The sequence below is a fragment of the Marinobacter nanhaiticus D15-8W genome (assembly GCF_036511935.1).
Classification (GTDB): domain Bacteria; phylum Pseudomonadota; class Gammaproteobacteria; order Pseudomonadales; family Oleiphilaceae; genus Marinobacter_A; species Marinobacter_A nanhaiticus.
This window is the reverse complement of sequence record NZ_AP028878.1, coordinates 5192632-5217588: the sequence shown is the minus strand read 5'-3', so window position 1 is coordinate 5217588 and position 24957 is coordinate 5192632. Positions and strand designations below refer to the sequence as shown.

The following is a 24957-nucleotide window of genomic DNA, read 5'->3' as shown; positions in this document are numbered from 1 at the left end:
ATCTCCCGGGTGGCAAGCCGCTCAGGCGGTTTGAGGGTAGGGGAACCAATGTCTGGTCCGGTTAGCGAAGCTCACGAGCGAGAGCATGACCGGTACTTCCACCAGGACTCCGACGACGGTGGCCAGCGCTGCGCCGGACGAAAGCCCGAACAGGCTGATGGCAACAGCGACGGCCAGTTCAAAGAAATTCGATGTGCCAATCAGCCCGGCTGGCGCGGCAACATTATGGGGCAGTTTCAACCAGCGAGCCGCGAAGTAAGCGACGAAGAAAATGCCGTAGCTCTGGATCAGTAGCGGCACGGCGATCAGGCCAATGGCCGACGGGTTGTCGAGGATACGATCAGCCTGTAAGCCAAACAGCAACGCGACCGTCGCCAAGAGGCCGAGAATGGTGGTCGGTTTGCTGTGGGCCAACCAGCGTTCCAGTTTCTGTTGCCCGGACTTCAAGAGGTGCCGTCGGGTCAGAACGCCGGCAATAAGCGGTAGTACCACATAGAGCGTCACAGACAATAGCAGTGTCTGCCAGGGAACGGTGATATCCGAGAGGCCGAGCAGGAAGGCGGCGATAGGCGCGAAGGCAAAGATCATGATCAGGTCGTTGATTGACACCTGGACCAACGTATAGCCCGCGTCACCCCGGGTCAGATGACTCCAGATGAAAACCATCGCGGTGCAGGGGGCAACGCCCAGCAGGATCATGCCGGCGATATACTCGGTCGCTGTCGCCGGATCCACCAGGTCGGCGAAGAACACGCGGAAGAACAGCCACCCCAGGGCTGCCATGGTAAAGGGCTTGACCAGCCAGTTGATGACCAGCGTCAGGATAAGCCCCTGGGGTTTACGGCCGATGTTGCGAATGGCGGTGAAATCCACCTGCACCATCATCGGGTAGATCATGGCCCAGATGAACACCGCAACCACCAGATTTACGTGGGCCCAGGCCAGGCGGGCAATACCTTCGAATAGTCCCGGCCAGTAGTGGCCTGCGACCAGTCCCGCAACGATCGCCAGGCCGACCCACACACTGAGATAGCGTTCGAATGCTCCCATCATGCGCAATCCGTTTGGGGTGGGCGGTTGGGCATGGTCGTCAGCCTCTCTTCCAGCGGTTTCACCAGACTCGGGTTGGCCGCGCCGGCCTCGCGGATGACGGCGACGATCCACTCCGGTAACGCGGGGTGGAGGCTGTAGTAGACCCATTGGCCTCGCCGTTCGTCCGACAGCAGCCGTAGTTCGCGGAGTTGGGAAAGCTGACGGCTGATGGTCGGCTGGGAGGCTTCCAGGGCCGTGGTCAGTTCGCAAACGCACAGCTCCTGATGGACCGCTATCAGCAGCACGATACCGAGCCGGTTCTCGTCGCCCAGCGCCTTGAATACGTCGGCGGGGGGATAGTGTCTGGAACCGCGCACGGTCTTGTCGTGCACCATCACGAACAGTTTGATGCGTTCGCTCAGGTCCTTCATCACCAAGGCGAACGTTGAGTGGCGGTTGACTGGAACCGGATCCGGGAAGTCCCAGGCGATGGTCTGCCCCACAGAAGGGATTGGCAGACACTCATGAGCGGATTTGTCGCAAAGGGTGATGACGTAGTCCCAGTGCTGGTCTTTGACCGAGTCCATGGATTTGCTGTGCAGTCCCTCGGCGTCTACGCCTGCTTCTTCCAGACACTGCAATGCCAAAGGGTGAGGCTGCGTTGGCTGGATACCGGCGCTGTAGGCCTCGAAGGTGTCCGGCGCGATATCCCGCAGTAAGGCTTCGGCCATCAGGGAGCGGGCGCTATTAGCGCTGCAGACAAAGAGAATCCGCCTCTTCTTCATCCATTTTCTCGCATATTCGTAAAAGTGAATATGATGTTATTGAAATATAATAAGGCCTTCAATGAATATTCAGTGACAGCCTCTCTATACTGTCTGTCTCAGTGGCTCCGTATAGCCGCATAGCCAGCCTGATAAGTGAGGTGAAGCATGACAGAAGCCATGCCCAGGATCGCCAGGACGACACCTTGTGCCATCATGGTCAAAAAGGGAAAGGACTACTTCTGGTGTCGCTGCGGCTTGAGTCAGGGACAGCCATTCTGCGATGGGTCCCACAAGGGCTCGTCGCTGGCGCCCCTCAAGTACACCGCCGAGCGCAACGAATGGGTTTGGTTTTGCGGCTGCAAGCAGACCCACACGCCACCACTTTGTGACGGCAGTCACAAGCACCTCGGCGACTGATCAGTCCGGCGGCGTGCTCTTTTCGAATGGTGCCGCCGTCTCTTCCGGCATTGCCGGTCGCGCATGGAGGGACAGCCGGAAGCCGGCGCAGCCAGTCAGGGTATCGATTACGGGTTTGATCCGGGCGGTTACCGGGACCGTCCGGTCGGCACCGTCGACCATCTGCAGATCGAGCCGGGTTACCTGGCGCTCCTGACGCGCCGCCGTGAGACTTTGTTCGAAGCGCGGTTGATCCTCGGCCACGACCAGATCTGCAAGCAACCGGTTTTCCAACTCGGCGGGAGGCACCCCCAGCAGGTCCACGGTCTGGGCGGAAATGAAACCGATGCGGCCCTGCTCGTCGAGTTCGGCAATACAGCCACCGGCGATCGCGACCAGGTCGCGACTACGCTGTTCACTGTCCTGGAGGGCCTGCTTGAGAGCCGTCTTCTCGATCCGTGCATTTTCCAGGACCTGTTCTTCCGCCTGCAGGGCCTGCTCCAGCCGCCACTGACCTTCGCGAGCTGCTTTTGTCCGCCGGCACAGCCAGAGAGTCAAAAGTGCAGTACCGAGAGTGCTGAGCAAACCGACCAACCAGATCACCTGCTGTGTACGCTCCCTGGGCTCGTCGGCAAAACCGGCATCAGGGATAGTGGTCAGGATCCACTCACGGTCGGCCAGACTGATGGCGGATCGCAGTGCCTGAGGGCGCAGGGGTTGTTGCAGTGGATCGGTGGCGAACAGGGGCGTTTTCAGGTGCTGGTCCAAGTCGAATACCGTAACCTGCAGGCCCGGATCGATACGATTGGGTAGAGCTTCTCGCAGTAGCTCATCGGGCGAGAAGGCAAGGCTGATCAGGGCCCGCTCGCCGTCAGATGAGCCGTCTTCGACGAGACGGAATAGCCGTACTGCACTCTGGCTGCTGCCGTTGCGCTGGATCTGGGTCTGTGCGGTGGCGGATACCTTGGCGTGTTGCAGGGCTGTGTCCATGGGTTGGCGCCAATGGGGGACAGACGGCGCAACCAGGCCAAGGCTGATCTTGTCGTCACCGCGCCCCGCAACCTGGGTGACTACTTGGTAATCCTGTTGGGTCCCTGCGGGGCGGGTATCGCCGCTGCTCTGCCATTCCCCAAAGCTGATGGGCTGCCCCCCGCTACGGGATAGTTGCTGCTCCATCGATGGCCGTTGATCATGGGTGACTCGTTCAATGCGATCGAGATTGATCACATCCGGCAGGCGGCGCAGGAGACTCTCGGCCTGGGCTTGGAACGCCTGCTGCGGCGCCCGGCTGGCGCTGAGGCTGCCTGCGATCAGGTCCAGGGCCTGGACGCGTGCCTGGATGGCCTGCTGGACGGTATCGGTGAAGTGTTGGTGGTAGCTTTCCAGCAGCGCCGCACGTTGGGCGGTCAGCCCTTTGCCTACCTGATGGTTGATGAGCGCGGTGCACAGCAAGCCGATAATCAGTACAAGCCCTGGCAGCCAGATGTGCAGGCTTCGTCCCTGAGGCTGGGTCATGGGCGGTCTCCATCGCCGAAATACGCGCGGCATCTCCCAGCTTAACCAGAGTTGCCGCAGATAGTGTTCACTCACAATATGACGTTACGTCAGGTGTATTCACTTTAGGTGTGCGCTGCCGGAAGCGTCCAGTGTCGTCAAAGGACCCTCTTACGCCACTTTCCTACCAGCGCCCTTAATGAAAATGACCTTCATTGCGAACGTCCCGTTCATTGAGGCGGAAGTGAACGGGAAGTTCCCAATGCAAGTCCTCTCCTTCCTGGCACCGCATGCGCGCCATGGTTGGGTATTGCTGGTGGCGAGCCAGGTGGGCTTCCGGAATTTTGCGGTAACCCTCCGCATGAGTCTGAATGACTCCGAAGGCCCTCAACCGCTACGTGGATGGCGAACCAGTCCGTAGACCAGCAGGAACATGAGGAAGGCAGAAACCACGATGGATGGCCCCGCGGGACTGTTGAGGAACCAGGACATGGACAGCCCGCCGCTGACGGCGATCATCCCGGTGATAACCGCCAGCACGACCATGTGTTCCGGGCTTGCAGCGAGGCGCCGGGCGGTGGCCGCAGGAATAATCAGCAGTGCGGTGATCAACAGCACGCCAACGATCTTCATGGCAACCGCGATCACCAGCGAAAACATGAGCATCAGTGCCAGACGCAGCCACTCCACCGGCAGTCCTTCCACCTTGGCCAGCTCCTCGTGGATAGTGCTCATCAGCAGGCCGCGCCAGAGCCAGAACAGCAGACCAAGGATGATCGCAGCGCCACCGTAGATCCAGGCAATGTCCATACGGCTCATAGCCAGCAGATCGCCGAACAGGTAGCCGGTCAGGTCCACTCGCACGTCCGGCATGAAACTGAGGGTTACCAGGCCAATGGCGAGCGCACTGTGGGCGAGGATGCCCAATAGCGTATCGGTAGCCAGGGCTCGGTTACGCGAGAGCATCACCAGCATCAATGCAAGCCCGACGCAGACCACCGCAATGCTGAGACTGAGCTGGATCTGGAAGAGTGTACCCAGCGCCACGCCGAGCAACGCGGAATGGGCCAGGGTATCGCCGAAGTAGGCCATCCGCCGCCAGACTACGAAACAGCCCAGCGGTCCGGCCACCAGGGCGACACCCAGTCCCCCTATCAGCGCCCGCCAGAAGAAGTCGCCGAGGATGGCATCAATGAGAGGCATGGTGTTCGCAATTCTCCCGGCTCTGCTCGTGATTCACCACGTCTCCGTGCAGGTCGTGCTGATGGTTGTGGTGATGGTGATAGACGGCCACGCTGTCGGCCACATGGCGGCCGAACAATTCGACGAAGGCGGGGTCATGGGAGACCTGTTCCGGATAGCCGCTACAGCAGACGTGCTGGTTGAGGCAAAGCACCTTGTCAGTGGCCGCCATCACCAGGTGAAGGTCATGGGAAATCATGATGACCCCGCAGTTGAGGCGCTCGCGCAGGGCCCGTATCAGGTCGTAGAGTGCCGCCTGTCCGTTAACATCCACCCCCTGGGCGGGCTCGTCAAGCACCAGCAGGTCCGGCCGGCGCACGAGGGCCCTCGCGATCAGCAGCCGCTGCATTTCGCCGCCGGAAAGGTGGTGTATGGAGGCGTCATACAAATGGCCGACGTTGGTTTGTTCGAGTGCCTTCCGACAGTCCGCAACGGAGGCCCGGGTCAGGCTGAGGAAGCGTTTTACCGTCAGCGGCAGCGTGGGCTGGAACTGGATATGCTGGGGAACATAGCCGATGGTCAGGCCCGGCGTTTTGTCGATCCGCCCGGTGCTGATCGGTTGCAGGCCGAGAATGGCCTTGATCAGCGTCGTCTTGCCCGCGCCATTGGGGCCGATCACGGTAACGATGTCCCCCCGGCTAACCGAAAAGCGCACGCGCTCAACGATGGTCTGGCCGCCCAGAATGACGCCGACGTCGTTGAGGGTCAGCAGGGTTTCAGCCACCGGTGGCCTCCGGCTTGTGTTGGGACTCCTGCTGGCAGGCCGGACACAGGCCGGCGATTTCCAGGGTGGTGTCCTCAACGGCAAAGCCTTCGTCACGGGACGCCCGTTCCACCGATTCGGCGATGTCCGGTGCGGATAGCTCCAGCACGTTGCGGCACTGCCGGCAGATCAGGAAAAAACCGGTGTGGCTGTGGCCGGCATGGGCACAGCCGACAAACGCGTTGAGCGAGGCGATGCGGTGCACCAGGCCGTGCTGTTGCAGGAAATCCAGCGCTCGATACACAGTAGGCGGTGCGGAATTATGGCCTTCCTGGGTCAAGACACCCAGAAGGTCGTAGGCGCCCAGTGGTCGGTGGGATTGCCAGATCAATTCCAGCACCCGCTCACGGGTCGGTGTGAGTCGAGCCTTGGCGGCAGCGCAAATACGATGGGCATCGGCCAGGGCCTGGTCGACGCAGGCGTCGTGATTGTGAGGACGATAGGGAAGCGGCGTCTGGGTCATGGTCTACCCCGGCTGACGAAATAATGAAACATTATAACATCGCGGGCGTCCGCGGGATAGCCGATGTTTCAGGCGAACGGTTGGGGCGAGGCGGCGACATCTGCCGACCTCGCGATTTCAGACAGGTTCAGGCGGCGGACTTCTGGGCCAGGGATTCCAGGTATTCGAGGTTGGGTATATAGGCGATGTGTCCGTCCACATCCACGACCATCAGGTCGGCGGGACCTGTCTCGCCTTCGGCTTCCTTGACCTGGTCATCGGTCAGCTTGGCCTGGCTGGGAATACCTTGCGTTACCATTGCCAGGAAGGGCATGCGCTGGTGGCTCTGGCTGATGGTGTTGAGCACGGCAATACGACCGCGCATGGCATCTGGCTGGTGCTGGTCACCACCGTTGGCAGCGTCGTAGGAAATCACCGGGAGTTTCAGGCCGCGCCAGTTGAGATAGCCCACCAGCCACTCCGGGCCGTTCTCCGCGGTTTCCGGCTCCGCGTAATCGACGATTTCGGCGATCGAGACGTTAGGCAGGAGGAGCTGGCGGTCCGTCACCGGAATCAGTACGCAGGGAAGGACTTGTGAATTATCAGCCATGGTATTGTCCTCAGGCGGAATCGCGTTGCTGTCTGCGCTTGAGCAGCCAGGATTCTTCAATGGTTTGTGTCAGTTTGCGCGCCAATTGCGTCGGATCGCCGACGAAGCTGGTGCAGCCGGTCGCCTTCACCGAATCCGGCATAGAGCTGTTGCCGCAGCTCTCGCTGTTCTGGACCCATATCCGGCTGCCATAAGCTTGCAGGATAGGTGCGGCAATTGCCCCATCGTTGCCCATGCCGGAAAACAGGATAGCATGGCAGCGCTCCCGGTAATGGTCGGACACGTTCAGCAGCACCTGATCGATGGATGGGCCGTAGGGACCGGGCCAGGGGCAGCTCTTCTGCTGCAGGCTGCCCGCAGCATCCAGGTACCATTCATTCTCCACCGGCAGCAGCACGACGTCGCCGTTGCGAACCCGCGCGCCTACTTCGGCGCGGCGCAGTGCATAGTGGGCATGGCGACCGAGTACCCGGGTGAGCACATCGGTAAAGTTGCCGTCGATGTGCTGGGCATAGATGAAGCCGATAGGCAGTCCTGGCGGCAGGCTATCCAGGAATGCCTTCACCGCTGCCGGGCCACCCAGGGAAGCGCCCAGTATCCACACTTCTTCCGCAGGCTCGCCTTCCTTGCCGGCCGGGATCCAGTGAGGTCGCTCGGGAGCCGTGACCGTCTGCGGCGGCTGGTCCAGTGCCTCGAGTGTCGTCTTGCCGTCCAGTTGTTCCAGCGCGCCCAGTTGCTGTTCCAGTTTATCGACCAGGCGCCGTTCCCAGCGGAAAAACTCCGTACTACCAGGAGTAGGTGCTTCGTCCAACCCAAACAGGATGGGGGCATCCGTGTTCTCAAGCAGAAAGTCGAACAATGTCGGGTGGTCCGCCTCGTCTTCCAGGGTCACTAGCCAGAGCTGGACATCCGGTATCGTCGGATAGGCCATCAGCCGGTCCGGGTCACCGGTAAATGCCGATGCGAGGCCGAACTTGCCGATGGCATCCTGCAACCGATGGCGCTGCAGTGGGCTATCGGAGACGATAGCCACACCCGGCAGCGACCCTTCGGTTGCCATTACTTCTGCCCGGTGAGCCGCTCAATCGTATCGAGCAGCTGGGTTTCCTGGAACGGCTTGCCCAGATATTCGTTGACACCGATGGCCAGCGCACGCTCACGGTGCTTCTGCCCGGTCCGCGAGGTGATCATGCAGATCGGCGTTTCGCGCAGGTTGTCGTCGTGGCGAATGAAGCTGGCCACTTCGAAACCGTCCATACGCGGCATCTCGATATCCAGCAGGATGATATCCGGGCGATGGTCCTGCAACTGTGCAACCGCATCGAGGCCGTCCTTCGCGGTCAGCACTTCCATACCGTTCCGCTCCAACAGGCGCGAAGTGACCTTCCGTACCGTAACCGAGTCGTCCACGACCATAACCACAGTGGCACGGCGCTCGCGCCGGGCCTGCTCCTGCGCCGCCTCGAGATCGGCGATGCGCTGGCGCTCGGAGAGAATATCGGAACGGATCATGGCCGGCAGGTCGAGAATCACAACCACGTTACCATCACCCAGGATGGTCGCACCGGATACACCCCGTACGGAGGTGAACTGCGGCCCCAGGGATTTAACCACGATTTCACGACTACCCATCAGGCTGTCCACCTGCAGCGCCATCGGTTGCTCGGCACCACGAACCAGGATAACCGGCAGCGGCAGGGCCTGACCCTGAAGCTTGGGATGATGCTCAGAATGCAGCAGGCTGCCCAGGTATTGCAGGCGGTATTGCTGGCCGGCGTACTCGTACATGGGCGCTTCCGGCTTGTAGTACTCCTCCAGCTCGTAGGTGCTGACCCGCACGATACCTTCGATGGTATTCAGCGGGATGGCGTAGAAATCCTCACCGGTGGAGACCATCAGTGCCCGGTTGACCGATACGGTGAACGGCAGGCGGACGGTAAACGTCGTGCCCTTGCCCAGCATCGAATCGATATCCAGACTGCCGCCGAGTTGCTTGATCTCGCTGGCGACGACGTCCATGCCCACACCACGGCCGGAAATCTGGGTGACCTTGGCGGCGGTGGAGAAGCCGGGTTGCAGGATGAACTGCAGGATTTCCCGGTCGGAAAGCTCCTCATCTGCGCGCAGCATGCCTTGTTTGATCGCCTTTTCGCGCACTGCCGACGTGCGGACACCCGCGCCGTCGTCAATCATCCGCAGCACCACTTCGCCGCCTTCGCGGGTCAGTGACAGGGTAATCTCGCCGGTTTCCGGCTTGCCCGCCTGGCGGCGTTCTTCCGGTGTTTCGATACCGTGGTCGAGGGCATTGCGCAGCATGTGCTCCAGAGGCGCAACCATACGCTCGAGCACGTTGCGGTCCATTTCACCTTCGGCATTGCGGACGTCGAACTCGACCTTCTTGCCCAGCTCGCCACTGATCTGGCGGACAATCCGACGCAGGCGCGGCACCATGGATGAGAACGGGTTCATCCGCGTCTTCATCAGGCCTTCCTGCAACTCGGTGTTGATCCGCGACTGTTGTACCAGCAGGGTTTCCGTATCCCGAGTCCGATCGGTCATGGTCTCGCGCAGGTCCGCAAGGTCAGAGGCCGACTCGCTCAATGCCCGGGAGAGCTGCTGGATCGACGAATAACGGTCCATCTCGAGCGGATCGAAGTCTTCGCCGTAATCCGGTCCATGCTCTTTCTCGGCACGGAACAGGATCTGTGCTTCGGTTTCGATGTCCATTCTGCGCAACTGTTCGCGCAGACGCTCGATCGTGGCCGCCATTTCGTCAAGGGTATGACTGAAATCGCTGGACTGCTGCTCCAGGCGGCTTCGGGTAATACTGGTTTCGCCCGCCAGGTTAACCAGCTCGTCCAGCAGCGGCGCAGAAACCCGGATGGTCTCCTGGGCGGCTGCCCGGGCGGCTTCGGCTTTGCGATTCCTGGCGGTGTCGGCCTTCTTCGGTGTCGGCTTGGGCTCGGGGGCCTTCGCAGCCGGAACCGCTTCCGACGGCTCCAACTTCGGCTCAGGCGCCGCCGGCACCTCGACGTTCGCCGCCTGCGAGTCGGTTTCGGCCGGCGGTGTGTCCATCTTCGGTAGTTCGACCGGACCGGAACCCGCTTCTTCGTAACGCTTACGAATCTCACCGACCATGTCGGTCAAGGTATCGTGATCCCGGGTAATGGCTTTCCATGCATCCGGACCGGGCTCGTTGCCACCCAGGTCGATCAGTCGCGTCTCGAATTCATGGGCCCGGTTACCCAGCTCTACCAGCTGTGCCAGACGCGCACCCCCCTTCAGGGTATGCAGGGCACGTTGCAGCTCCTGGTTGAAATGAGTGCTTGCCGGTTCCTTGCGCCAGTCTTCTAACAGGTTCTCGATCTGGTCGAGCAGTTCTCCGGCCTCTTCGAGGAAGATTTCCAGGACTTCCGGATCGACCGCTTCGGGCGCCTCTTCAGCTTGTGCCTCTGCCGGCTCAGCCTGTGGCTCGGCCGGAGCATGCTCGTCTTCCTCCCTCAAGGCTTCGACCAGAGAGGCGTCCGCCACTGGGGAGACACCATGTTCGATGTCCTTGAGCATGCGGCCCAGGTCAGCCGCGGCCTTCTCGCTCAGCCCAAGTGTAGAGGGGCTGCCTGCACGGCCGACGATAACCTCCTCCAGGCGTGCGTGCCATGCTTCGGCGAGGTCCGCAATGGGATCCACGTCCGCGAGGCGGGCGCCTCCCTTGAGCGTATGCAGTTCCTGCTGCAGCGCCGTGATACCACTGAGTGCTTCGGGCTCGTCCCGCCACTGCGCCAGGCATTCCTTAATGGCTTCGTGAATCTCAAGGCCTTCGTCAAGGAAGATGCCGATCAGGTCGTCGTCCCGCTCAAGGGGAGCGAGTTCTATGCTATCGCTGGCCTCGGTTGGTTCGACAGGCGGTTCGAAACCTCCAAACTCTGGTTCGGCTGCGCTGTCGGCTGCCTCCTCAGCGCTCTGCTCGCCGGCAAGGATACCTTCGACCTGGGCAATCAGTTCGTGTGCAGGGACGCAAGGCTTCTGGGCCGCAACCTGCTCCACCATTTGGGCCAGGCGGTCGTGGCAGGCAAAGAGAACGTCGTTCATTGCCGGTGTTGCGGCCAGTCGGCCTTCGGCTACGCGCTCGAACAGGTCCTCCAGCACATGGGTCAGATCGCCGATGGCATCGACGCCGGCCATCCGGGCACCGCCCTTGAGCGTATGGACGTCCCGCTGCAGTTCACCGGCCAATGCGGCATCGTTCGGGTTTTCGGTCCAGGCGTGCAGGGTGCTGGCAGTGGAGTTGATGAGGTCGTAGGCCTCCTCCAGGAAGATGCCTACCAACTCCGGATCCAGGTCGTTGTCTCCAGCCTCGTCTTCGGCTGTTTCGTCCGCATCCAGTTCCGCGGGCATGCCCTCTTCGATCTCGGCCTGGGGCTCTTCCTCGCCGGTTTCGTCGATTTCCAGCTCAGGCGTTTCCGGCGTCTCGTCGACGGACGCGTCCGCCAGATCGATGTCCTCGTTGATCTCGCCGACCGGCTCGTCCAGCAGGGCAGCGCGCAAGGCGGCCAGGACATCAGGTGCATCCGGACAATGACCGGATTCGGCGATCGAATCCACCAGGGTGGCGAGCTGGTCATGGGCACGCAGGGCAACCTGTGTGCGGGCCGGCGTTGCTTCCAGGCGGCCGTCGGCGATCAGTTCGAACAGGGTTTCCATTTCATGGGCGATATCCGCAACCGGCGCGATCTCCGCCATGCGGGCGCCGCCCTTGAGGGTATGCAGTTCCCGTTGCAGTTCCTTCACCAGCTCCGGCTGGTGGGGGTTGGCCTGCCATTGGTGAAGCTGCTCTCCGGAGGTATCGATGATCTCGCCGGCTTCTTCCAGGAAGATCTCAGCCAGTTCTGGATCCAGGTTCTGGATGCCGCTTCGGGGGCGTCGATTCCGGTTGCTGGACATCGTTGGATATTGCTTCGCCAGGCTCCGCTACGGCGGGTTCATCGCCGTCGTCGCCTTCGCTGTCCGAGACGTCGAAATGGCCGGTTTCGGAGATATAGCGCTCGAGCTCGTCCCCGGCATGGAATTCAGGCTCGTCCGCTGTAGTCTGCTCGGACTCGTCCAGTTCGATCTCGGGCAAGTCGTCAGTGAACTCGGAGTCATCGGCTGTCTCCGGGGTGTCACTTGCCGCAAATTCTTCCGTTAAATCGAAGGCTGTATGTTCGTCGAAGTCTTCGGTGGATTGGCTGGCATCACTGACCCCATAGCCATCCTGCTGGGGAAGGTTGCCACGGCCCGCGTGAGCGCTGATATAGGACTGGATTTCCTGGATCAGGTCCGGCGCGGGGCGAGGCTGCTGGTTGCTACTGATCGCATCCACCATGGCCGCCAGGCGATCATGGCTACGCAGCAGCAGGTCTTCCAGCTCTTCGCTAGTGTCCAAACGGTTATCGGTAAGGCCTTCGAACAGGGTTTCCAGCTCGTGAGAGAGGTCGCCGATCGGGCTGATATCCGCCAGGCGCGCACCACCCTTGAGGGTGTGCAGGTCACGCTGGAGGTGGCGGACGAGGTCCATGTTATGGGGCTGCTCGGTCCACTGCTGCAAACGTTCGCCGGTGCCCTCGATGAGGTCGGAAGCTTCCTCAAGGAAGATCTCCACCAATTCCGGATCCAGGTCGGTAGCGCTGCTGCCGGCCTCCGGGGGTTCCTCGGTTGCCGGGAACTTCGGGGGCTGCGGCAACTCGTCGGGTTCTTCGTCCTCGTCGAGTTTCGGCAGGTCCAGTTCGAGCTCCTCGTCCAGGCTGTGGTCGATTTCGTCGAGGTCGTGACTGAAGGCGTCATCAGCCTTGGCGCGGAACTGGTCCAGTTTCTCCTGCAGACGCGCGAGTAACTCGTTGTCGGGCTTGGTGGCGAGTCCGGCAGCGACCTGATCCATCATGTTGATCAGGGCTTCGTGACCAGCCCGGGCAACCTCGAAGAAGTCGCCGTCGGGCTGCACGTTCGCGTCGAAAATCGCTGCGTAGGTGCGCTCCAACAGATCCGCGAGGTGTGATACGTCGATCAGTCCGGCTACTTCGGCGCCGCGGGCCAGTTGGCGCAGTTCCAGTACCAGCTTGTCCAGTTGCTCGTTCTCGCCCGGCGCGGCAGCCCAGCTATCGAGAATGGCGTCCGCATCCAGCAGGATATCCAATCCCTCGTTGAGGAACAGCTGTATCAACTGCGGATCTGCTTCGGTAGTAGTTTCCTCGTCGTCGACCGTGCGGGAGGTCAGTGTACGCTCGGCAATCAGTTCGAGCCGCTCGAGGAACGCAGCGGTACCCGGCAGCGTCTGTTGCGGTGCGGTACGGAGCTGGGCCAGCCCGCTTTCGATAAAGCCACAGGCGTCTTCCAGCAGGATCAGTACATCGCGGTCGGCGCGGTGGTTTTCCGCCCGAGCCGTCTTGACGAATTTCTCCAGCGGCGAAATGATCTGGGCCAGCGGTTCGATACCCGCTGTATGAGCCGAACCCTTGAGGGTATGCAGGGCGCGGGAAAGACCGTCGGTATAAGCGGTAGTGTCCCGGCCTTCGGCCTCCGCCAGGAATGTCTTGAGGGCTTGCAGGTGGGTTTCGGTCTCGCTCTCGAAGATCTCCAGCAGGACCGGATCCACCAGGTGTTCGTCGGATTCGGTAATGGCCTCGCCGCGGCTATCTTCCTGGGATAACGGGGCCGGTTCTTCGGTCTGGATGGCCTCCTCCGCCAGGGAATCGGCCTGACTGTCCAGCGGCATTTCGCTGGCTTCGAGGATCTCGCCGTTGGCCAGGGCCTTGGCGCGGGATTCGTAGGGCGACGTGTCGATGCTGGCCGGACGGCGCGCCTCGAAATCATCGACCAGGTCCGGAAGGATCTGGACCACCTCATCCAGCAGCTTGGCCGCATCGTCGTTCATGAAGATACTGCCGTCGATGACGCGGTTGAGCATGTTCTCCACGGCCCAGGCCAGCTCGCCAACGACACTGGCTCCAACCATGCGGCCGCTACCCTTGAGCGTGTGGAAGGCGCGCCGTACTTCAGACAACGCAGTACGGTCATCGTACTGGCGTAGCAGCATCGGCAGGTATTCGCGGATGGTTTCCAGGACCTCGCCGGCTTCCTCGACAAAGATTTCGAGGATTTCGTCATCGATGAGGTCATCATCGATGGTATCGACAGCCTGCGCAGTGGTTTCCGGCGGCGCCGTATTATCGGTATCTTCCGCTATGGGCGCTTCAACTGCATCCGCATCCGCTTCGGGATCTTCGAGGACGAGAGAATCATCGGCATCGTCCATCGCATCGTCAGCCGCGGCTGGTTCCGGTTCCTGGCTGGTCTTGCGCGTGGTTGCCAGGGCTTCGGCCTGGGCTATCAGGTCAGCCACGTCGCCGTCGGTTTCGCCCTGACGGAACTCGGTGATCAGGCCGGGAATACGGGCGATGACCGTATTCACCAGCGAGAACAGTTCTTCCGTTGGCTTGATGGTCTGGTCGATGACCCGGTTCAGCAGGTTCTCAACGGACCAGGCCAGCTCACCAATACTGGTGGCGCCCACCAGGCGACCACTGCCCTTCAGGGTATGGAATGCTCGGCGAACCTCGGTTAGCGCCTCCCGGTCGTCGTGGTTCTGGTGGAGACGCGGATAGTATTCCTGAATGGTGGCGAGGACTTCCTCGGCTTCCTCGATAAAGATCTCTAGGATCTCATCGTCCACCAAGTCAGCGTCGGACGTCTTGGGTGCTTCGAATTCGGCTACCGGCGTAGCATCTTCGACCACTTCAGGCGCTTCGACGGTCCCACTGCGGTCCCACGTCGGCTCTTCTCCAACCGGGAAACCCAGGCTGCGAAGGCTGTCTTCCGCAATCTTGAGAACCGCTTCGTTGTCCTCTATGCCCTCGGCGAGACGCTCGAGGTAATACTCGATGCTGGTGACCGTATCCGCCAGGGTGTCCAGCTGTTTCCAGTCCGGAACGCGCTTGCCGTCGAGCAGCACATCCTGGATGTAGCGCTCAGCGGAAACCAGCATGGTCGATACCCGCTCTAGCGGGATCAGTTGCAGGCCGCCACGAATACTGTGCAGCAGGCCGGGAACGTGTTCGATTTCCCGTGGATCCCACTGGGCGGCGATAAAGTTGACGATCGCCGTCTTGACTTGTTCCAGGGAATTGCGCGATTCGCGCAGCAGGGCACTGTTGGCTTCGCTCAGTTCCTGGCCGCCATATTGGATGGCTTCCCCGGTATCTTCCTTCTGGGTCTGGCGTTCTTTCTCCAGGCCGGCCAGCGTGGCCTCGACGTAGAGTAGGGCGCCAGCGATATCCATCAGGCTGCCGTCGTCTGCTGGCGTATCGCTGGTGCTGAGGCGCTGAACGATCTCGATCTGCTCGGTGACGACACGGCGGGGGATACCCAGTCCCAGTACCGCCAGGGTATTGGCGACTTGCTGGAGACCGGGCAGGAGTTCTTCCAGTTCGTTGTTCTGGCGGAATTCCGCGCGTACGAACAGGTCCAGTTGATCCTTCAGGCGCGCCAGCTCCTCGTTGAGGGCACTGACGACGGAATGGATCGCCTCTCGGCCGGGGCCGGACACACGACTGCGGGCGTTGTCGACCGACTCTTCTGAAGGCAGTGCCTGATCCAGGTGATAGCGTTCGCGCAGGATGTCGACGCGCTCGGTGTTAAGCTCCCAGGCTCGGGCGACGTAATAGAGCAGGTGCTTGAACAGGGCTTCGGGCACCGGCTGTTGCAGGATGTCGATATGCTCGTCGATGAGGCGACGAAGTTCGGCGTCCAGATCGCTAAGCAGCGTCTTGACCGCAGAATTGACCGCATTGTCGCGGCTCTTGAGCGTGTCGACGAAGGCGCCGGCAGCCAACCAGAGTTCGCCGCGCGGGGTGCGGTGACACAGCTTGATGACCCGCTGGATAACCTTATCCAGATAGTCGAAATGGGCGTCCAGATCGGCTTCGCGAACCACGCCTGCCAGGGCGAACTGGAACATCTGGCGCAGTTTACGGATATGGCCGAGTACTTTGGGGTCCTGTAGCCGCTGGGACACCGACGGCACCGGGCGGAACTGTGCCGGCGACAGGTCGGGCTTGAACAGGGAGGTGTCCGAAAGCAGGGCTTCACCCCGGGCGGCCCGCAGGTCGTTCAGCAGCGGCAGCAGCACCATGGGAAAATCGTCACGGCTGCTGTCCAGGTGCTCCAGGTACTGGGGCAACTGGAGGATCGCTTCCATTAGGACTTCGACGGCTTCGTCGACACTGGCCACCGTCTCGTTGAGTACGGCCTGGGCCAGCTTTTCCATTTCCTCGGTCAGCAGGGCCGCGCCATAGAGCTCGACCATCTGCAGGGTGCCATGCACCTGATGGAGGTAGTTCAGGCAAAAACGCAGACGAGCAGTGTCGTCACGGTTCTCGACAAAGGCTTCCAGTGCCTGCTGCCCCTGTCTGAGGGTGTCCTGTATTTCGCCCCTGACCCAGTCCAGGGCGATACTGTCATGGTGATTGCCCATAACCACTCCGGTTATTCTTCGTCAGTCTGGCGGCGGATCCACGCCAGAACACTATCCGATGGCACCCGTTGCAGGGACGGGTGCTGCCAGTCCGTCAGCTCACCCTGGCCCAGCACAAGCAGGCCGCCGGGTGCGAGCCGTTCAGTCAGGCGTTTTACGATTTCCCTGCGCCGCCAGCGGCGGAAATAGATCAGCAGGTTCTGGCAGAAGATAATGTTCATGCCATGCATCGGTGCCTGACTGAGGTCCAGCACATTCAGTCGGGTAAAACAAACGCGTTGGCGGATGGCCGGGTCGATTTCCCATTGATTGCCGTCCACCTGGCGAAAATAGCGGTCCCGGACCGCCATATCGGTGCTCACCAGTTTGCGGGCACCGAAAACACCTCTTTGCGCTTTTTCCAGCGCCGGTTTGCTGATATCCGAGCCGGTAACGCCGAACAGCGGTTCCAGTTCGAGCTGCTGCATGGACTGATCCAGCAGCATGGCCAGGGTGTAGGGTTCCTCGCCGGTAGAGCAACCCACACTCCAGGCTTCCAGGGGATGCCGTTTCAGGTGTTCCCGTGGCCGGGTCATGACATAGTCGGAGACCAGCCGGAAGGCATCAGGATCACGAAAGAAGCGGGTTTCCTGGACGGTGAGCCGGTCCACCAGGACGGCCCACTCGACGATCGCGCCGGGGCCGTTGACCACTTTCTCGTAATAGGCCTGATAGGTCTCGCAACCGATTTCCCGCATCCGGATACCCAGATTGGTCTGAAGGAACGAACGTCGATCAGCCGTCAGGGTCATTCCGGTCCGGTCTTCCAGCAGCTGTTGCCACTGTCTGAACTGCGCCGCATCCATTTCGGGAAGCGGACGCAGAGTCCAGATGCCGGAGGCTATGTCGTTGCGCGTTTCGGTCATGATCATGATTCAGCCGCACATCCGGCGCTGCATCAGCTCGCTATCAGCCGCTATCAACTGACTACGGGAACGTCGCTGTCTTCTTCTTCCTCTTCCGGGATGTCCTCTTCCGGCAGGGTGAAGCCGGCAACGGAGGACCGCAGCTCTGCCGCCATTTCGGCAAGGTTACCGATAGACTTCGCGGTGGCGTTGGTACCGGAGGATGTCTGCGACGTGATCTCCTGGATAACGTTCATCGTGTTGGAGATGTGAGCCGCGGACGAGGCCTGCTGGCGCGCCGCGTTGGAGATATTCTGGATGAGTTCCGCGAGGTTCATCGATACGTTCTCGATTTCCTCAAGGGCAACACCCGCGTCCTGGGCCAGACGAGCACCACGGACCACCTCGGCGGTGGTGTGTTCCATGGAGATAACCGCCTCGTTGGTGTCAGACTGGATCGTCTTAACCAGGGCTTCGATCTGCTTGGTCGCAGCGGAGGAGCGCTCCGCCAGACGCTGAACTTCGTCCGCAACCACCGCGAAGCCTCGACCGGCGTCACCAGCCATGGACGCCTGGATAGCGGCGTTCAGGGACAGGATGTTGGTCTGGTCGGCGATGTCGTTGATCAGCGATACGATGTCACCGATTTCCTGCGAGGATTCACCCAGACGCTTGATCCGTTTGGAGGTTTCCTGGATCTGCTCACGGATGTTGTCCATGCCGCGGATGGTGTTCTGTACCACTTCCGCGCCTTTTTTCGCGATCGCAACGGACCGCTCCGCAACCGCGGAGGATTCAGCAGCGTTCGAGGAAACCTGGTCGATGGACACCGCCATCTCGTTCACCGCCGCGGAGGCGCCGGCGATTTCCTGGGCCTGGTGCTCGGACGCGTCGGCCAGGTGCATCGCAGTGGCCTGTGTTTCCTGGGCCGCTGAAGAAACCCGGACCGCCGTACCACGGATGGCCTGTACCAGTCCGCGCATCTGGTCGATCGCGTAGTTGATGGAGTCGGCGATTGCACCGGTGAAGTCCTCGGTTACCGTTGCCTCGGTGGTCAGGTCACCATCCGCCAGGTCAGCCAGTTCGTCCAGCAGTCGCAGGATCGCGTTCTGGTTCTGTTCGTTCTGTTCCTGGGTCTTGGCCAGACGGTCCTGGGACGCGCGGTAGATAGTCAGACCGATCAGTACAACCACGGCAGCGAGGCCAGCCAGGATGATGTAGGCCAGGATCGGGCTGATCAGGCGAGAATCCGCACGATCGCGGAAGTTTTCCGCCAGGGCAGAGGTCTCGTTCAGCAGCGCCTGGGAACTCTGGAAGATCTCGTTGGAAGCGCGGCGAACGGTAAACAGGTCGGGAGATGCTTCGAGGATCGCGTCGACGTTCTGGGAGACGAACTCGAACAGTTCGGCAACGGCTTCAAGACCGTAGATGGCATCCTCGTCCTGGACCCGGGAGATACCCATGGCGGGGTTGCCTTCCGTCTGACCTTCGAGAACACGACCAAACAGCGCAGCGTCACGGCCGAAACGGTCGGCGGCGATAACCGCGTCTTCGTCACCGGAGAGTACGTTGTTGACCGAGCGCACGATCCGCTCCGCCAGCAGCGACTGACGCTGGGCCAGTGCAATCTGTTCCGCCGGGGCGTCGTTATCCAGCAGGATCTGAACGATATCGTCGTATTCCACCTGTAGCTGCGGAATGGTTTCGTTCAGGGTGCGGGCAACCTCGTGCAGGCCAAGCACTGCTTCGCGGGTAGAGATAATGGTATCGGCACGCTCACGCACCGCGTTCCAGTTCTCCTGTACGCCGCTCTGGGCCGCGAGTTCACTCGGCGGCAGACCGGTTTCCGGGTGACCGTCGATAATATAGCCCCAGCGTGTGGCGAACTCGTCCCGGGTGCGCTGTAGCTGGTCGAAGGCTTCCGGCGTACCACCGGCCGCTTCCGAGGCGTTTTTCGCGATTTCCTGGGAAAGTACCCGCAGCTCACTGGCGTGGGCAATGTATTCCTGGTCGTTCTGGCTGTCACGGTTGATGATGAACAGCACCGCAACGAGCAGGACGGTCAGTACGATCAACGCACCGATCAGGGCACCAACGAGCTTGTTGGCGCCCTGACCCGCGTTGAATCTTCCGGCTCTTTTCTTCATTTTCTGGCTCCCGGCCTTGCGTCGGCAAGTTGGTCCTTACGGTCTGGTATTAAGTGGGCAGGCCCTGCCGTCCTGCTCACCACTGGGCTACATCCAGGAAGCGCTCGTCGTCCATCAGGGCGAAGGTCGAGAACACCTTCCAGATTTCCTCATTGCGTCGATAGCCTCCCTGAACGAAAGGCTGGACGATGTCTGGGGTTTCCGCGGGTTCTTCTATGAAGTTTTCCATCGCGAAATACTGCATGCCTGAGACGCTATCGACGACCAGGCCGCTGAACAGGTCTCCCCGTTCGATGACCAGCACACGGCGCTCCCGATGACTGCGGGAGGTGCGGCTAAGATCAAAAAAGTGTGCGAGATCAATCAGGGGCAGCAGACGGCCCCGTACATTGGCCGCGCCAAGCATGAAGGAACGAACCCCCGGTACATGGGTGTAGCGGGGGACGTGGAGGATTTCGACAACCTCGCCCATGGGAGCGACGTAGCGCTGGCCACCCAAGGTGAAACCAATGCCGTTCCACAGTTCGATGGCTTCCTGCTGAGCGGGCAGACCGGAGGCAAGGGATTTGCTACGCCGGGCGATATCCGTCAGTACGGCAAAGGGGGCAGCCTGGGCGGACATGCTTACTCCAATGGGACTCAGGCGATCAGACTGTTGATGGTCTTGATCAGCTCGTCTTCGTTAACCGGCTTGACCAGGTAGCCTTTGGCGCCCTGGCGGGTACCCCAGACCCGGTCGGTTTCCTGGTCCTTGGTGGTTACGATAACCACAGGGATGGAAGCCGTTTCCGGTGCGCGGGTCAGCTGGCGTGTGGCCTGGAAGCCATTCAGTCCCGGCATGACCACGTCCATCAGGACCAGGTCAGGGCTCTCGGCGCGGGCCTTGGCGACGCCATCGGCGCCGTTGTCGGCGGAGAGAACCTCATGCTGGTGCTTTTCCAGGATGCTGGAGATTTTCTTAACCTCGGTCGGGGAATCGTCGACAATCAGGATGCGGGCCATGATTTCCTCGGTAAATTCGTTGCATCAATAATCGGGATTATTGTTCCGCGGTGGGAACATATTGACGAATAGTGTTCAGCAGTTCGTCTTTGCTGAACGGTTTCGTCAGATACTGATCGGAGCCAACAATACGTCCCTTGGCCTTGTCGAAAAGACCGTCCTTGCTGGAGAGCATGATGACGGGCGTTTTCTTGAAAGTGGAATTGTTCTTGATGAGGGCGCAGGTTTGATAACCATCCAGCCGGGGCATCATGATATCGACAAAGACGATATCGGGCTGGGTGTCTGCGATCTTGGCGAGGGCGTCGAATCCATCCGTTGCGGTGATGACCTCACAGCCAACCTTTTTAAGAAGGGTTTCGGCGGTGCGACGAATCGTCTTACTATCGTCAATCACCATAATCTTCAGGTTTTCGAAGTTGTCATCCATTGTCCAACAGCCTTGCGCTCTACAGGATCGTTGTTGTTCAGCCCCGAGTCGAACCGCAATAATCTCAAAACGAGGTCGAATCGGCGGCCAGCCTTACTTCAGCCCGGCATGTGCTCCATGCCCAGAATAGGCGCCGTCCGACGGTTTTTGTGACCAGCGGGTAATTTGACGGGCCTTTTTAACACACATTCAAGGGGCGTTCTATAAAGCCAGAGTATTTATAGAATATAGGTCGCTTGAGAAAAAGCATAAGTTTGTGACCAAATGTACCCCCGCGTTGATATAACCGGGTTTTGCGTAAGAAATACCCTCTGGTTCAGGTAAGCATTAGCCCTTATAAAAGGGTGTAATAGGGGTGCATACACCCCATTGCTGCAATACCATCGGTAACCATTGCCCGGCCCAGCATAGCACCTGCGAAGCGCCCCGAGGGCCTGATCTACGCGCTCTGCTGACTGGTTCCCGTTTTGACGACGCGTGTGCTGCCCGGCTGGTTCACAGTCGGTCAGCGAACCAGCCGGACGGCACACTGTTTCTATTGCGAGGTGTAACACGTTATGACCATCAGACTCGGCATCGTCATGGACCCGATCCAGGACATCCATTTCAAGAAGGACACTTCGCTGGCTATGCTCTGGGCGGCCCAGAAACGTGGCTGGGAGCTGATCTACATGGAACAGCCAGACCTGTTCCTTGACGGCGGCGAGGCCCGCGCCCGGGTACGCGAACTGACGGTGCGCATGGACCCCGACGACTGGTACACCTTCGGCGATGAGTTCGAAGTCGCGTTAGGCGAGCTGGATGTCATCCTGATGCGCAAGGACCCGCCGGTGGACCGCGAGTTCATGATGGCCACCCATATCCTCGATTCGGCGGCCGACCAGGGCGCGTTGGTGGTCAACCCACCTGCGGCGCTGCGGGATTGCAACGAGAAGCTGTTTGCCACCCGTTTTATCGACTGCACGCCGCCGCTTGTGGTCACCCGCTCTTCCGATCGATTGCGGGAGTTCTATGCCCGCCACGGCGATGTCGTAATGAAGCCTGTGGACGGTATGGGCGGCAAATCGGTGTTCCGGGTCAAGGAGGGCGATTCCAACCTGGGTGTGATCATCGAGATCCTGACACAGGATGGCAACCACCAGATCATGGCGCAAAAGTTCCTGCCCGATATCAAGGACGGCGACAAACGTATCCTCCTGATCGATGGTGAGCCGATTCCCTATGCCCTGGCGCGAATACCATCCCAGGGCGAGAACCGGGGCAACCTGGCGGCCGGTGGTCGGGGCGAAGGCCGGCCGTTGACGGACCGCGACCGGGAAATCTGCGAGCGCATTGCCCCCACGCTCAAAGCCAAAGGCCTGATTTTTGTGGGTATCGATGTGATTGGCGACTACCTGACCGAAATCAACGTTACAAGTCCGACCTGCGTCAGGGAACTTGACCGGGAATTCGGGATCGATATCTCGTCCCAGCTTTTGGATGCCATCGAGGCCCGGCTCTAGGCAGTACGTCCTGTGCGACCCAATTGGGCCGCACAGGATAGACAAGCGGGCGTGAAGCCATCAAACTTGGGCCCTCATCGGAAGTCTTTCCAGGCGAAACCAGAACCGCGTGCGTCGGCACGCTTAGCAGTGGTTGATTAAGTGGCGAGCATGGCTGTCCAGGTCAGTGATTTTGATCGTTTTTCCTTTACCCTTTTTATGGCGCTGGCCCTGCATGCGGTCGTGGTGCTCGGGATCTCGTTTGCGCCGGACGATCCGGTGCCGGCCGCCGAAACCCTGGAAATCACCTTGTCCCAGTTCGACGACAAGGACGCCCCGGAGGAGGCCGATTTTCTCGCCGCGACCAATCAGAAAGGCAGCGGTACCGAGGAAGAGAAGCAGGATCTGACCACGACCCATCAGGCGCCCCTGCAAAACAGCCAGGTACAACCGGTGCAGCCTCAGCCTGTCACCCAGAAGACGGTAGAGCCGAAGCCGCAGGTGGCGACGGAAACGGTAACCACCACCGCCAAGTCCCGCCCTGCCGCGCAGCAGGAAGAGAAAGAAGAGCCGGTGGAGAAGGCGCCCGAGGCCGAGAAGAAGAGCCTGATGCAACGCAGTCTGGAAATCGCCAGCCTGGAGGCGCGCCTCGACCAGCAGCAGCGCGCGTACGCGAAGAAGCCGCGGATCATGCGGGTGACGGCTGCGTCCACGTTGAAATCGGAAAACGCCTGGTACGTGCAGAACTGGGTTAGCAAGGTGACCCGGGTCGGCAACCTGAACTACCCGCCGGAAGCACGCAGCTCCGGAATCTACGGCTCGCTACGGATGGTCGTCGTTCTGGAGAAGGACGGCAGTGTGAAGGACGTTGAGATCCTCAACTCATCCGGTAGCAAAGTGCTGGATGACGCTGCGATCCGGATCGTTCGTCTGTCGGCGCCCTTTGCACCTTTCCCGCCGGAAATGCGCGACCAGGCCGACCAGCTTGAGATTATCCGCACCTGGTCATTCCAGCGTCGCGGCCTGACGTCTGGTTGATCGCGTTCCTGGCTGTCGTCGTATCTTCACCATTCGATGCTTGCCAAGGCAGGCCACGCAACGAATACTGGTGTCCTGTCCCGTGAACAAACACTTGATCAGCGCTTTCGGCTTTTGCCGTTGCGCTGCAGCGACACTGATTCTATGACTGATTGTGAAGATTCACTCCGAAACCGCCTTCTGGTGGCTTCTCCCTATCTCCAGGACCCGGGTTTCCATGGGACCGTCATCTTTATGTGTGAACACAACAGCGAGGGTGCCATGGGGCTGGTGATCAACCGGCCGCTGGACATTACCGTCGGCGAGGTGCTCGAGCAGCTCGACCTGGATGGCGAGGAAATCAACGCGCCGGTCTACGCCGGTGGTCCGGTGCAGCCGGAGCGTGGCTTCGTCCTGCATCGGCCGTTTGGCGAATGGCAAAGTTCCATGGCGGTGACTGACCAGCTCACCATGACCACCTCCCGGGATATCCTCGAAGCTATCGGTTGCGGCGAGGGGCCATCCGAATTCCTTATGGCGCTGGGCTACTCCGGCTGGTCTGAGGGACAGCTGGAGGAAGAGTTGTCCGGTAGCAGCTGGCTGGTGTGCCCGGCCAACCACGACCTGCTGTTCCGGGTCAAAAGCGAAGACCGTTACGCCGAAGTGATCCGCATGATGGGCATCGACCTGAACCAGCTCTCCGATTCGGTGGGTCATGCCTGAGATTGGCCAGCGCCGGGTCATGGGGTTCGATTTCGGTACTCGTCGCATCGGCGTCGCCGTGGGCCAGGAACTGACCGGCACCGCCCAGCCCATTGCCATGCTCAAAGCCCGGGACGGCATACCCAACTGGGACGACATTGGGGCGTTGGTGGAGGAATGGCGTCCGCAACTATTCGTTGTTGGTCTTCCCCTCAACATGGATGGTACCGAGAGCGAAATGAGCCTGCGTGCCCGTAAATTCGGAAAGCGTCTGCATGGCCGCTACCACCACGAGGTGGTCATGGTCGACGAGCGCCTGAGCAGCTTCGAGGCCAAGGGGGAGGTGCTGGCCCGCGGCGGTTCCCGGGATTTCGGCATCCATGGTGTAGATGATCTCGCCGCGGTGGTGATCCTGGAAGGCTGGTTCGCCTCCGGCGCCTGATCGCCGGCAGTCCTGGCGCTGCTTTCCCCGGCGACCTCATGATAGACTAGCGCCGCTGTCTGGATGGGGGAAACCAATGACTGCACTGCTGAAGGTTGATGCACTGCTGGACGACCTGGAACAGGGTCTGCGCAGTGTTCTCCAGGCCCGCCAAATCGAACGCCCGGTTCTGATCGGTATCCGCACCGGCGGCGTCTGGCTGGCGGATATCCTGCACAAGCGCCTGGGCCTCGACGAGCCCTTCGGCGAACTCGACATCTCGTTCTACCGGGACGACTTCTCCCGTATCGGCCTGAATCCCAGGGTCCGGCCTTCCCATTTGCCATTCGAAACCGAAGACCGCCATATCGTGCTGGTGGACGATGTCATTATGAGTGGGCGCACCATCCGCGCCGCCATGAACGAAATCTTCGACTACGGCCGCCCGGCAGGCGTCATACTGGCGACGCTGATCGACCTGGGTTCGCGGGAATTGCCGATACAACCGGATGTAGTCGGCCAGCGGCTCAACCTGAAGGCTAACGAGAGGGTGAAGCTCAAGGGGCCGGATCCGCTCAGCGTGGAACTGCGCAACGCCGACGCCGAGCCAGAAGGAGCCTGA

At 60.7% G+C, this 24957-nt stretch carries 19 protein-coding genes and 2 pseudogenes; 6 read left to right on the top strand and 15 right to left on the bottom strand.

Annotation, left to right across the window (positions count from 1 at the left end):
- Positions 1 to 21: 21 nt before the first annotated feature.
- Both arsB and RE428_RS23470 read right to left on the bottom strand, forming a co-directional pair.
- Positions 22 to 1050 carry an ACR3 family arsenite efflux transporter gene (gene arsB, locus RE428_RS23475; protein WP_004579720.1) on the bottom strand — a complete coding sequence of 343 codons (1029 nt, stop codon included), beginning with the start codon at positions 1048 to 1050 and terminating at the stop codon, positions 22 to 24.
- Positions 1050 to 1817, bottom strand: coding sequence for a metalloregulator ArsR/SmtB family transcription factor (locus RE428_RS23470; protein ID WP_004579721.1), 768 nt, complete (start codon positions 1815 to 1817; stop codon positions 1050 to 1052). The genes arsB and RE428_RS23470 overlap by 1 nt, the downstream gene beginning before the upstream one ends.
- Positions 1818 to 1964: 147 nt before the next feature.
- Here RE428_RS23470 and RE428_RS23465 point away from each other — a divergent pair, with 147 nt between their 5' ends.
- Positions 1965 to 2216, top strand: coding sequence for a CDGSH iron-sulfur domain-containing protein (locus RE428_RS23465; RefSeq protein ID WP_004579722.1), 252 nt, complete (start codon positions 1965 to 1967; stop codon positions 2214 to 2216).
- Here RE428_RS23465 and RE428_RS23460 read toward each other — a convergent pair whose 3' ends face one another.
- From RE428_RS23460 to pilG, 13 genes and pseudogenes are all read right to left on the bottom strand, one after another.
- A complete protein-coding gene (locus tag RE428_RS23460) occupies positions 2217 to 3710 on the bottom strand; it encodes a CHASE domain-containing protein (protein ID WP_004579723.1) in 1494 nt (497 codons plus the stop codon).
- A 366-nt stretch (positions 3711 to 4076) separates the two neighbouring features.
- Positions 4077 to 4892 (bottom strand): zinc ABC transporter permease subunit ZnuB, encoded by an 816-nt coding sequence (gene znuB, locus RE428_RS23455; protein WP_004579725.1) that lies wholly within the window; start codon positions 4890 to 4892, stop codon positions 4077 to 4079.
- Complete coding sequence (gene znuC, locus RE428_RS23450; protein ID WP_004579726.1) at positions 4879 to 5655, bottom strand: zinc ABC transporter ATP-binding protein ZnuC; 777 nt, start codon at positions 5653 to 5655, stop codon at positions 4879 to 4881. The genes znuB and znuC overlap by 14 nt, the downstream gene beginning before the upstream one ends.
- On the bottom strand, positions 5648 to 6157 hold the full coding sequence (locus RE428_RS23445; protein WP_004579727.1) for a Fur family transcriptional regulator: 510 nt from the start codon (positions 6155 to 6157) through the stop codon (positions 5648 to 5650). The genes znuC and RE428_RS23445 overlap by 8 nt, the downstream gene beginning before the upstream one ends.
- Before the next feature lie 127 nt (positions 6158 to 6284).
- A complete protein-coding gene (locus tag RE428_RS23440) occupies positions 6285 to 6746 on the bottom strand; it encodes a chemotaxis protein CheW (protein WP_004579728.1) in 462 nt (153 codons plus the stop codon).
- Between the two features lie 10 nt (positions 6747 to 6756).
- Positions 6757 to 7806, bottom strand: coding sequence for a chemotaxis protein CheB (locus tag RE428_RS23435; protein WP_004579729.1), 1050 nt, complete (start codon positions 7804 to 7806; stop codon positions 6757 to 6759).
- Positions 7806 to 11642 (bottom strand): annotated as a pseudogene (locus RE428_RS23430) (hybrid sensor histidine kinase/response regulator); the annotation flags it as partial. The gene RE428_RS23435 and the pseudogene RE428_RS23430, both read right to left, overlap by 1 nt.
- A gap of 376 nt (positions 11643 to 12018) precedes the next feature.
- Positions 12019 to 16251 (bottom strand): annotated as a pseudogene (locus RE428_RS23425) (Hpt domain-containing protein); the annotation flags it as partial.
- A gap of 11 nt (positions 16252 to 16262) precedes the next feature.
- Complete coding sequence (locus RE428_RS23420; RefSeq protein ID WP_040882993.1) at positions 16263 to 17156, bottom strand: CheR family methyltransferase; 894 nt, start codon at positions 17154 to 17156, stop codon at positions 16263 to 16265.
- A 53-nt stretch (positions 17157 to 17209) separates the two neighbouring features.
- Positions 17210 to 19282 (bottom strand): methyl-accepting chemotaxis protein, encoded by a 2073-nt coding sequence (locus tag RE428_RS23415; RefSeq protein WP_004579732.1) that lies wholly within the window; start codon positions 19280 to 19282, stop codon positions 17210 to 17212.
- Positions 19283 to 19358: 76 nt separating this feature from the next.
- Entirely contained in the window at positions 19359 to 19904 is a 546-nt protein-coding gene (locus RE428_RS23410; protein ID WP_004579733.1) for a chemotaxis protein CheW, read from the bottom strand.
- 17 nt (positions 19905 to 19921) lie between these two features.
- A complete protein-coding gene (gene pilH, locus RE428_RS23405) occupies positions 19922 to 20284 on the bottom strand; it encodes a twitching motility response regulator PilH (protein ID WP_004579734.1) in 363 nt (120 codons plus the stop codon).
- Between the two features lie 37 nt (positions 20285 to 20321).
- Positions 20322 to 20714 carry a twitching motility response regulator PilG gene (pilG, locus tag RE428_RS23400; RefSeq protein ID WP_004579735.1) on the bottom strand — a complete coding sequence of 131 codons (393 nt, stop codon included), beginning with the start codon at positions 20712 to 20714 and terminating at the stop codon, positions 20322 to 20324.
- A 557-nt stretch (positions 20715 to 21271) separates the two neighbouring features.
- Here pilG and gshB point away from each other — a divergent pair.
- The 5 genes from gshB (at position 21272) to pyrR (ending at position 24957) form a co-directional block, all read left to right on the top strand.
- Positions 21272 to 22216 carry a glutathione synthase gene (gene gshB, locus RE428_RS23395; RefSeq protein WP_004579736.1) on the top strand — a complete coding sequence of 315 codons (945 nt, stop codon included), beginning with the start codon at positions 21272 to 21274 and terminating at the stop codon, positions 22214 to 22216.
- Positions 22217 to 22366: 150 nt separating this feature from the next.
- The gene (locus tag RE428_RS23390) at positions 22367 to 23233 is read left to right on the top strand and encodes an energy transducer TonB (RefSeq protein WP_004579737.1); all 867 of its coding nucleotides are present in this window, start codon (positions 22367 to 22369) and stop codon (positions 23231 to 23233) included.
- Between the two features lie 144 nt (positions 23234 to 23377).
- Entirely contained in the window at positions 23378 to 23935 is a 558-nt protein-coding gene (locus RE428_RS23385) for a YqgE/AlgH family protein (RefSeq protein ID WP_004579738.1), read from the top strand.
- Entirely contained in the window at positions 23928 to 24356 is a 429-nt protein-coding gene (gene ruvX, locus RE428_RS23380; RefSeq protein ID WP_004579739.1) for a Holliday junction resolvase RuvX, read from the top strand. Before RE428_RS23385 ends, ruvX begins: the two co-directional genes overlap by 8 nt.
- A 76-nt stretch (positions 24357 to 24432) precedes the next feature.
- Positions 24433 to 24957 (top strand): bifunctional pyr operon transcriptional regulator/uracil phosphoribosyltransferase PyrR, encoded by a 525-nt coding sequence (gene pyrR, locus RE428_RS23375; protein ID WP_004579740.1) that lies wholly within the window; start codon positions 24433 to 24435, stop codon positions 24955 to 24957.

Excerpts from the sequence above, each read along its gene's own strand:
- arsB (WP_004579720.1), bottom strand. The coding sequence starts at position 1,050 with ATGGGAGCATTCGAACGCTATCTCAGTGTGTGGGTCGGCCTGGCGATC.
- RE428_RS23470 (WP_004579721.1), bottom strand. The coding sequence starts at position 1,817 with ATGAAGAAGAGGCGGATTCTCTTTGTCTGCAGCGCTAATAGCGCCCGC.
- RE428_RS23465 (WP_004579722.1), top strand. The coding sequence starts at position 1,965 with ATGACAGAAGCCATGCCCAGGATCGCCAGGACGACACCTTGTGCCATC.
- RE428_RS23460 (WP_004579723.1), bottom strand. The coding sequence starts at position 3,710 with ATGACCCAGCCTCAGGGACGAAGCCTGCACATCTGGCTGCCAGGGCTT.
- znuB (WP_004579725.1), bottom strand. The coding sequence starts at position 4,892 with ATGCCTCTCATTGATGCCATCCTCGGCGACTTCTTCTGGCGGGCGCTG.
- RE428_RS23445 (WP_004579727.1), bottom strand. The coding sequence starts at position 6,157 with ATGACCCAGACGCCGCTTCCCTATCGTCCTCACAATCACGACGCCTGC.
- RE428_RS23440 (WP_004579728.1), bottom strand. The coding sequence starts at position 6,746 with ATGGCTGATAATTCACAAGTCCTTCCCTGCGTACTGATTCCGGTGACG.
- RE428_RS23435 (WP_004579729.1), bottom strand. The coding sequence starts at position 7,806 with ATGGCAACCGAAGGGTCGCTGCCGGGTGTGGCTATCGTCTCCGATAGC.
- RE428_RS23420 (WP_040882993.1), bottom strand. The coding sequence starts at position 17,156 with ATGACCGAAACGCGCAACGACATAGCCTCCGGCATCTGGACTCTGCGT.
- RE428_RS23415 (WP_004579732.1), bottom strand. The coding sequence starts at position 19,282 with ATGAAGAAAAGAGCCGGAAGATTCAACGCGGGTCAGGGCGCCAACAAG.
- RE428_RS23410 (WP_004579733.1), bottom strand. The coding sequence starts at position 19,904 with ATGTCCGCCCAGGCTGCCCCCTTTGCCGTACTGACGGATATCGCCCGG.
- pilH (WP_004579734.1), bottom strand. The coding sequence starts at position 20,284 with ATGGCCCGCATCCTGATTGTCGACGATTCCCCGACCGAGGTTAAGAAA.
- pilG (WP_004579735.1), bottom strand. The coding sequence starts at position 20,714 with ATGGATGACAACTTCGAAAACCTGAAGATTATGGTGATTGACGATAGT.
- gshB (WP_004579736.1), top strand. The coding sequence starts at position 21,272 with ATGACCATCAGACTCGGCATCGTCATGGACCCGATCCAGGACATCCAT.
- RE428_RS23390 (WP_004579737.1), top strand. The coding sequence starts at position 22,367 with ATGGCTGTCCAGGTCAGTGATTTTGATCGTTTTTCCTTTACCCTTTTT.
- RE428_RS23385 (WP_004579738.1), top strand. The coding sequence starts at position 23,378 with ATGACTGATTGTGAAGATTCACTCCGAAACCGCCTTCTGGTGGCTTCT.
- ruvX (WP_004579739.1), top strand. The coding sequence starts at position 23,928 with ATGCCTGAGATTGGCCAGCGCCGGGTCATGGGGTTCGATTTCGGTACT.
- pyrR (WP_004579740.1), top strand. The coding sequence starts at position 24,433 with ATGACTGCACTGCTGAAGGTTGATGCACTGCTGGACGACCTGGAACAG.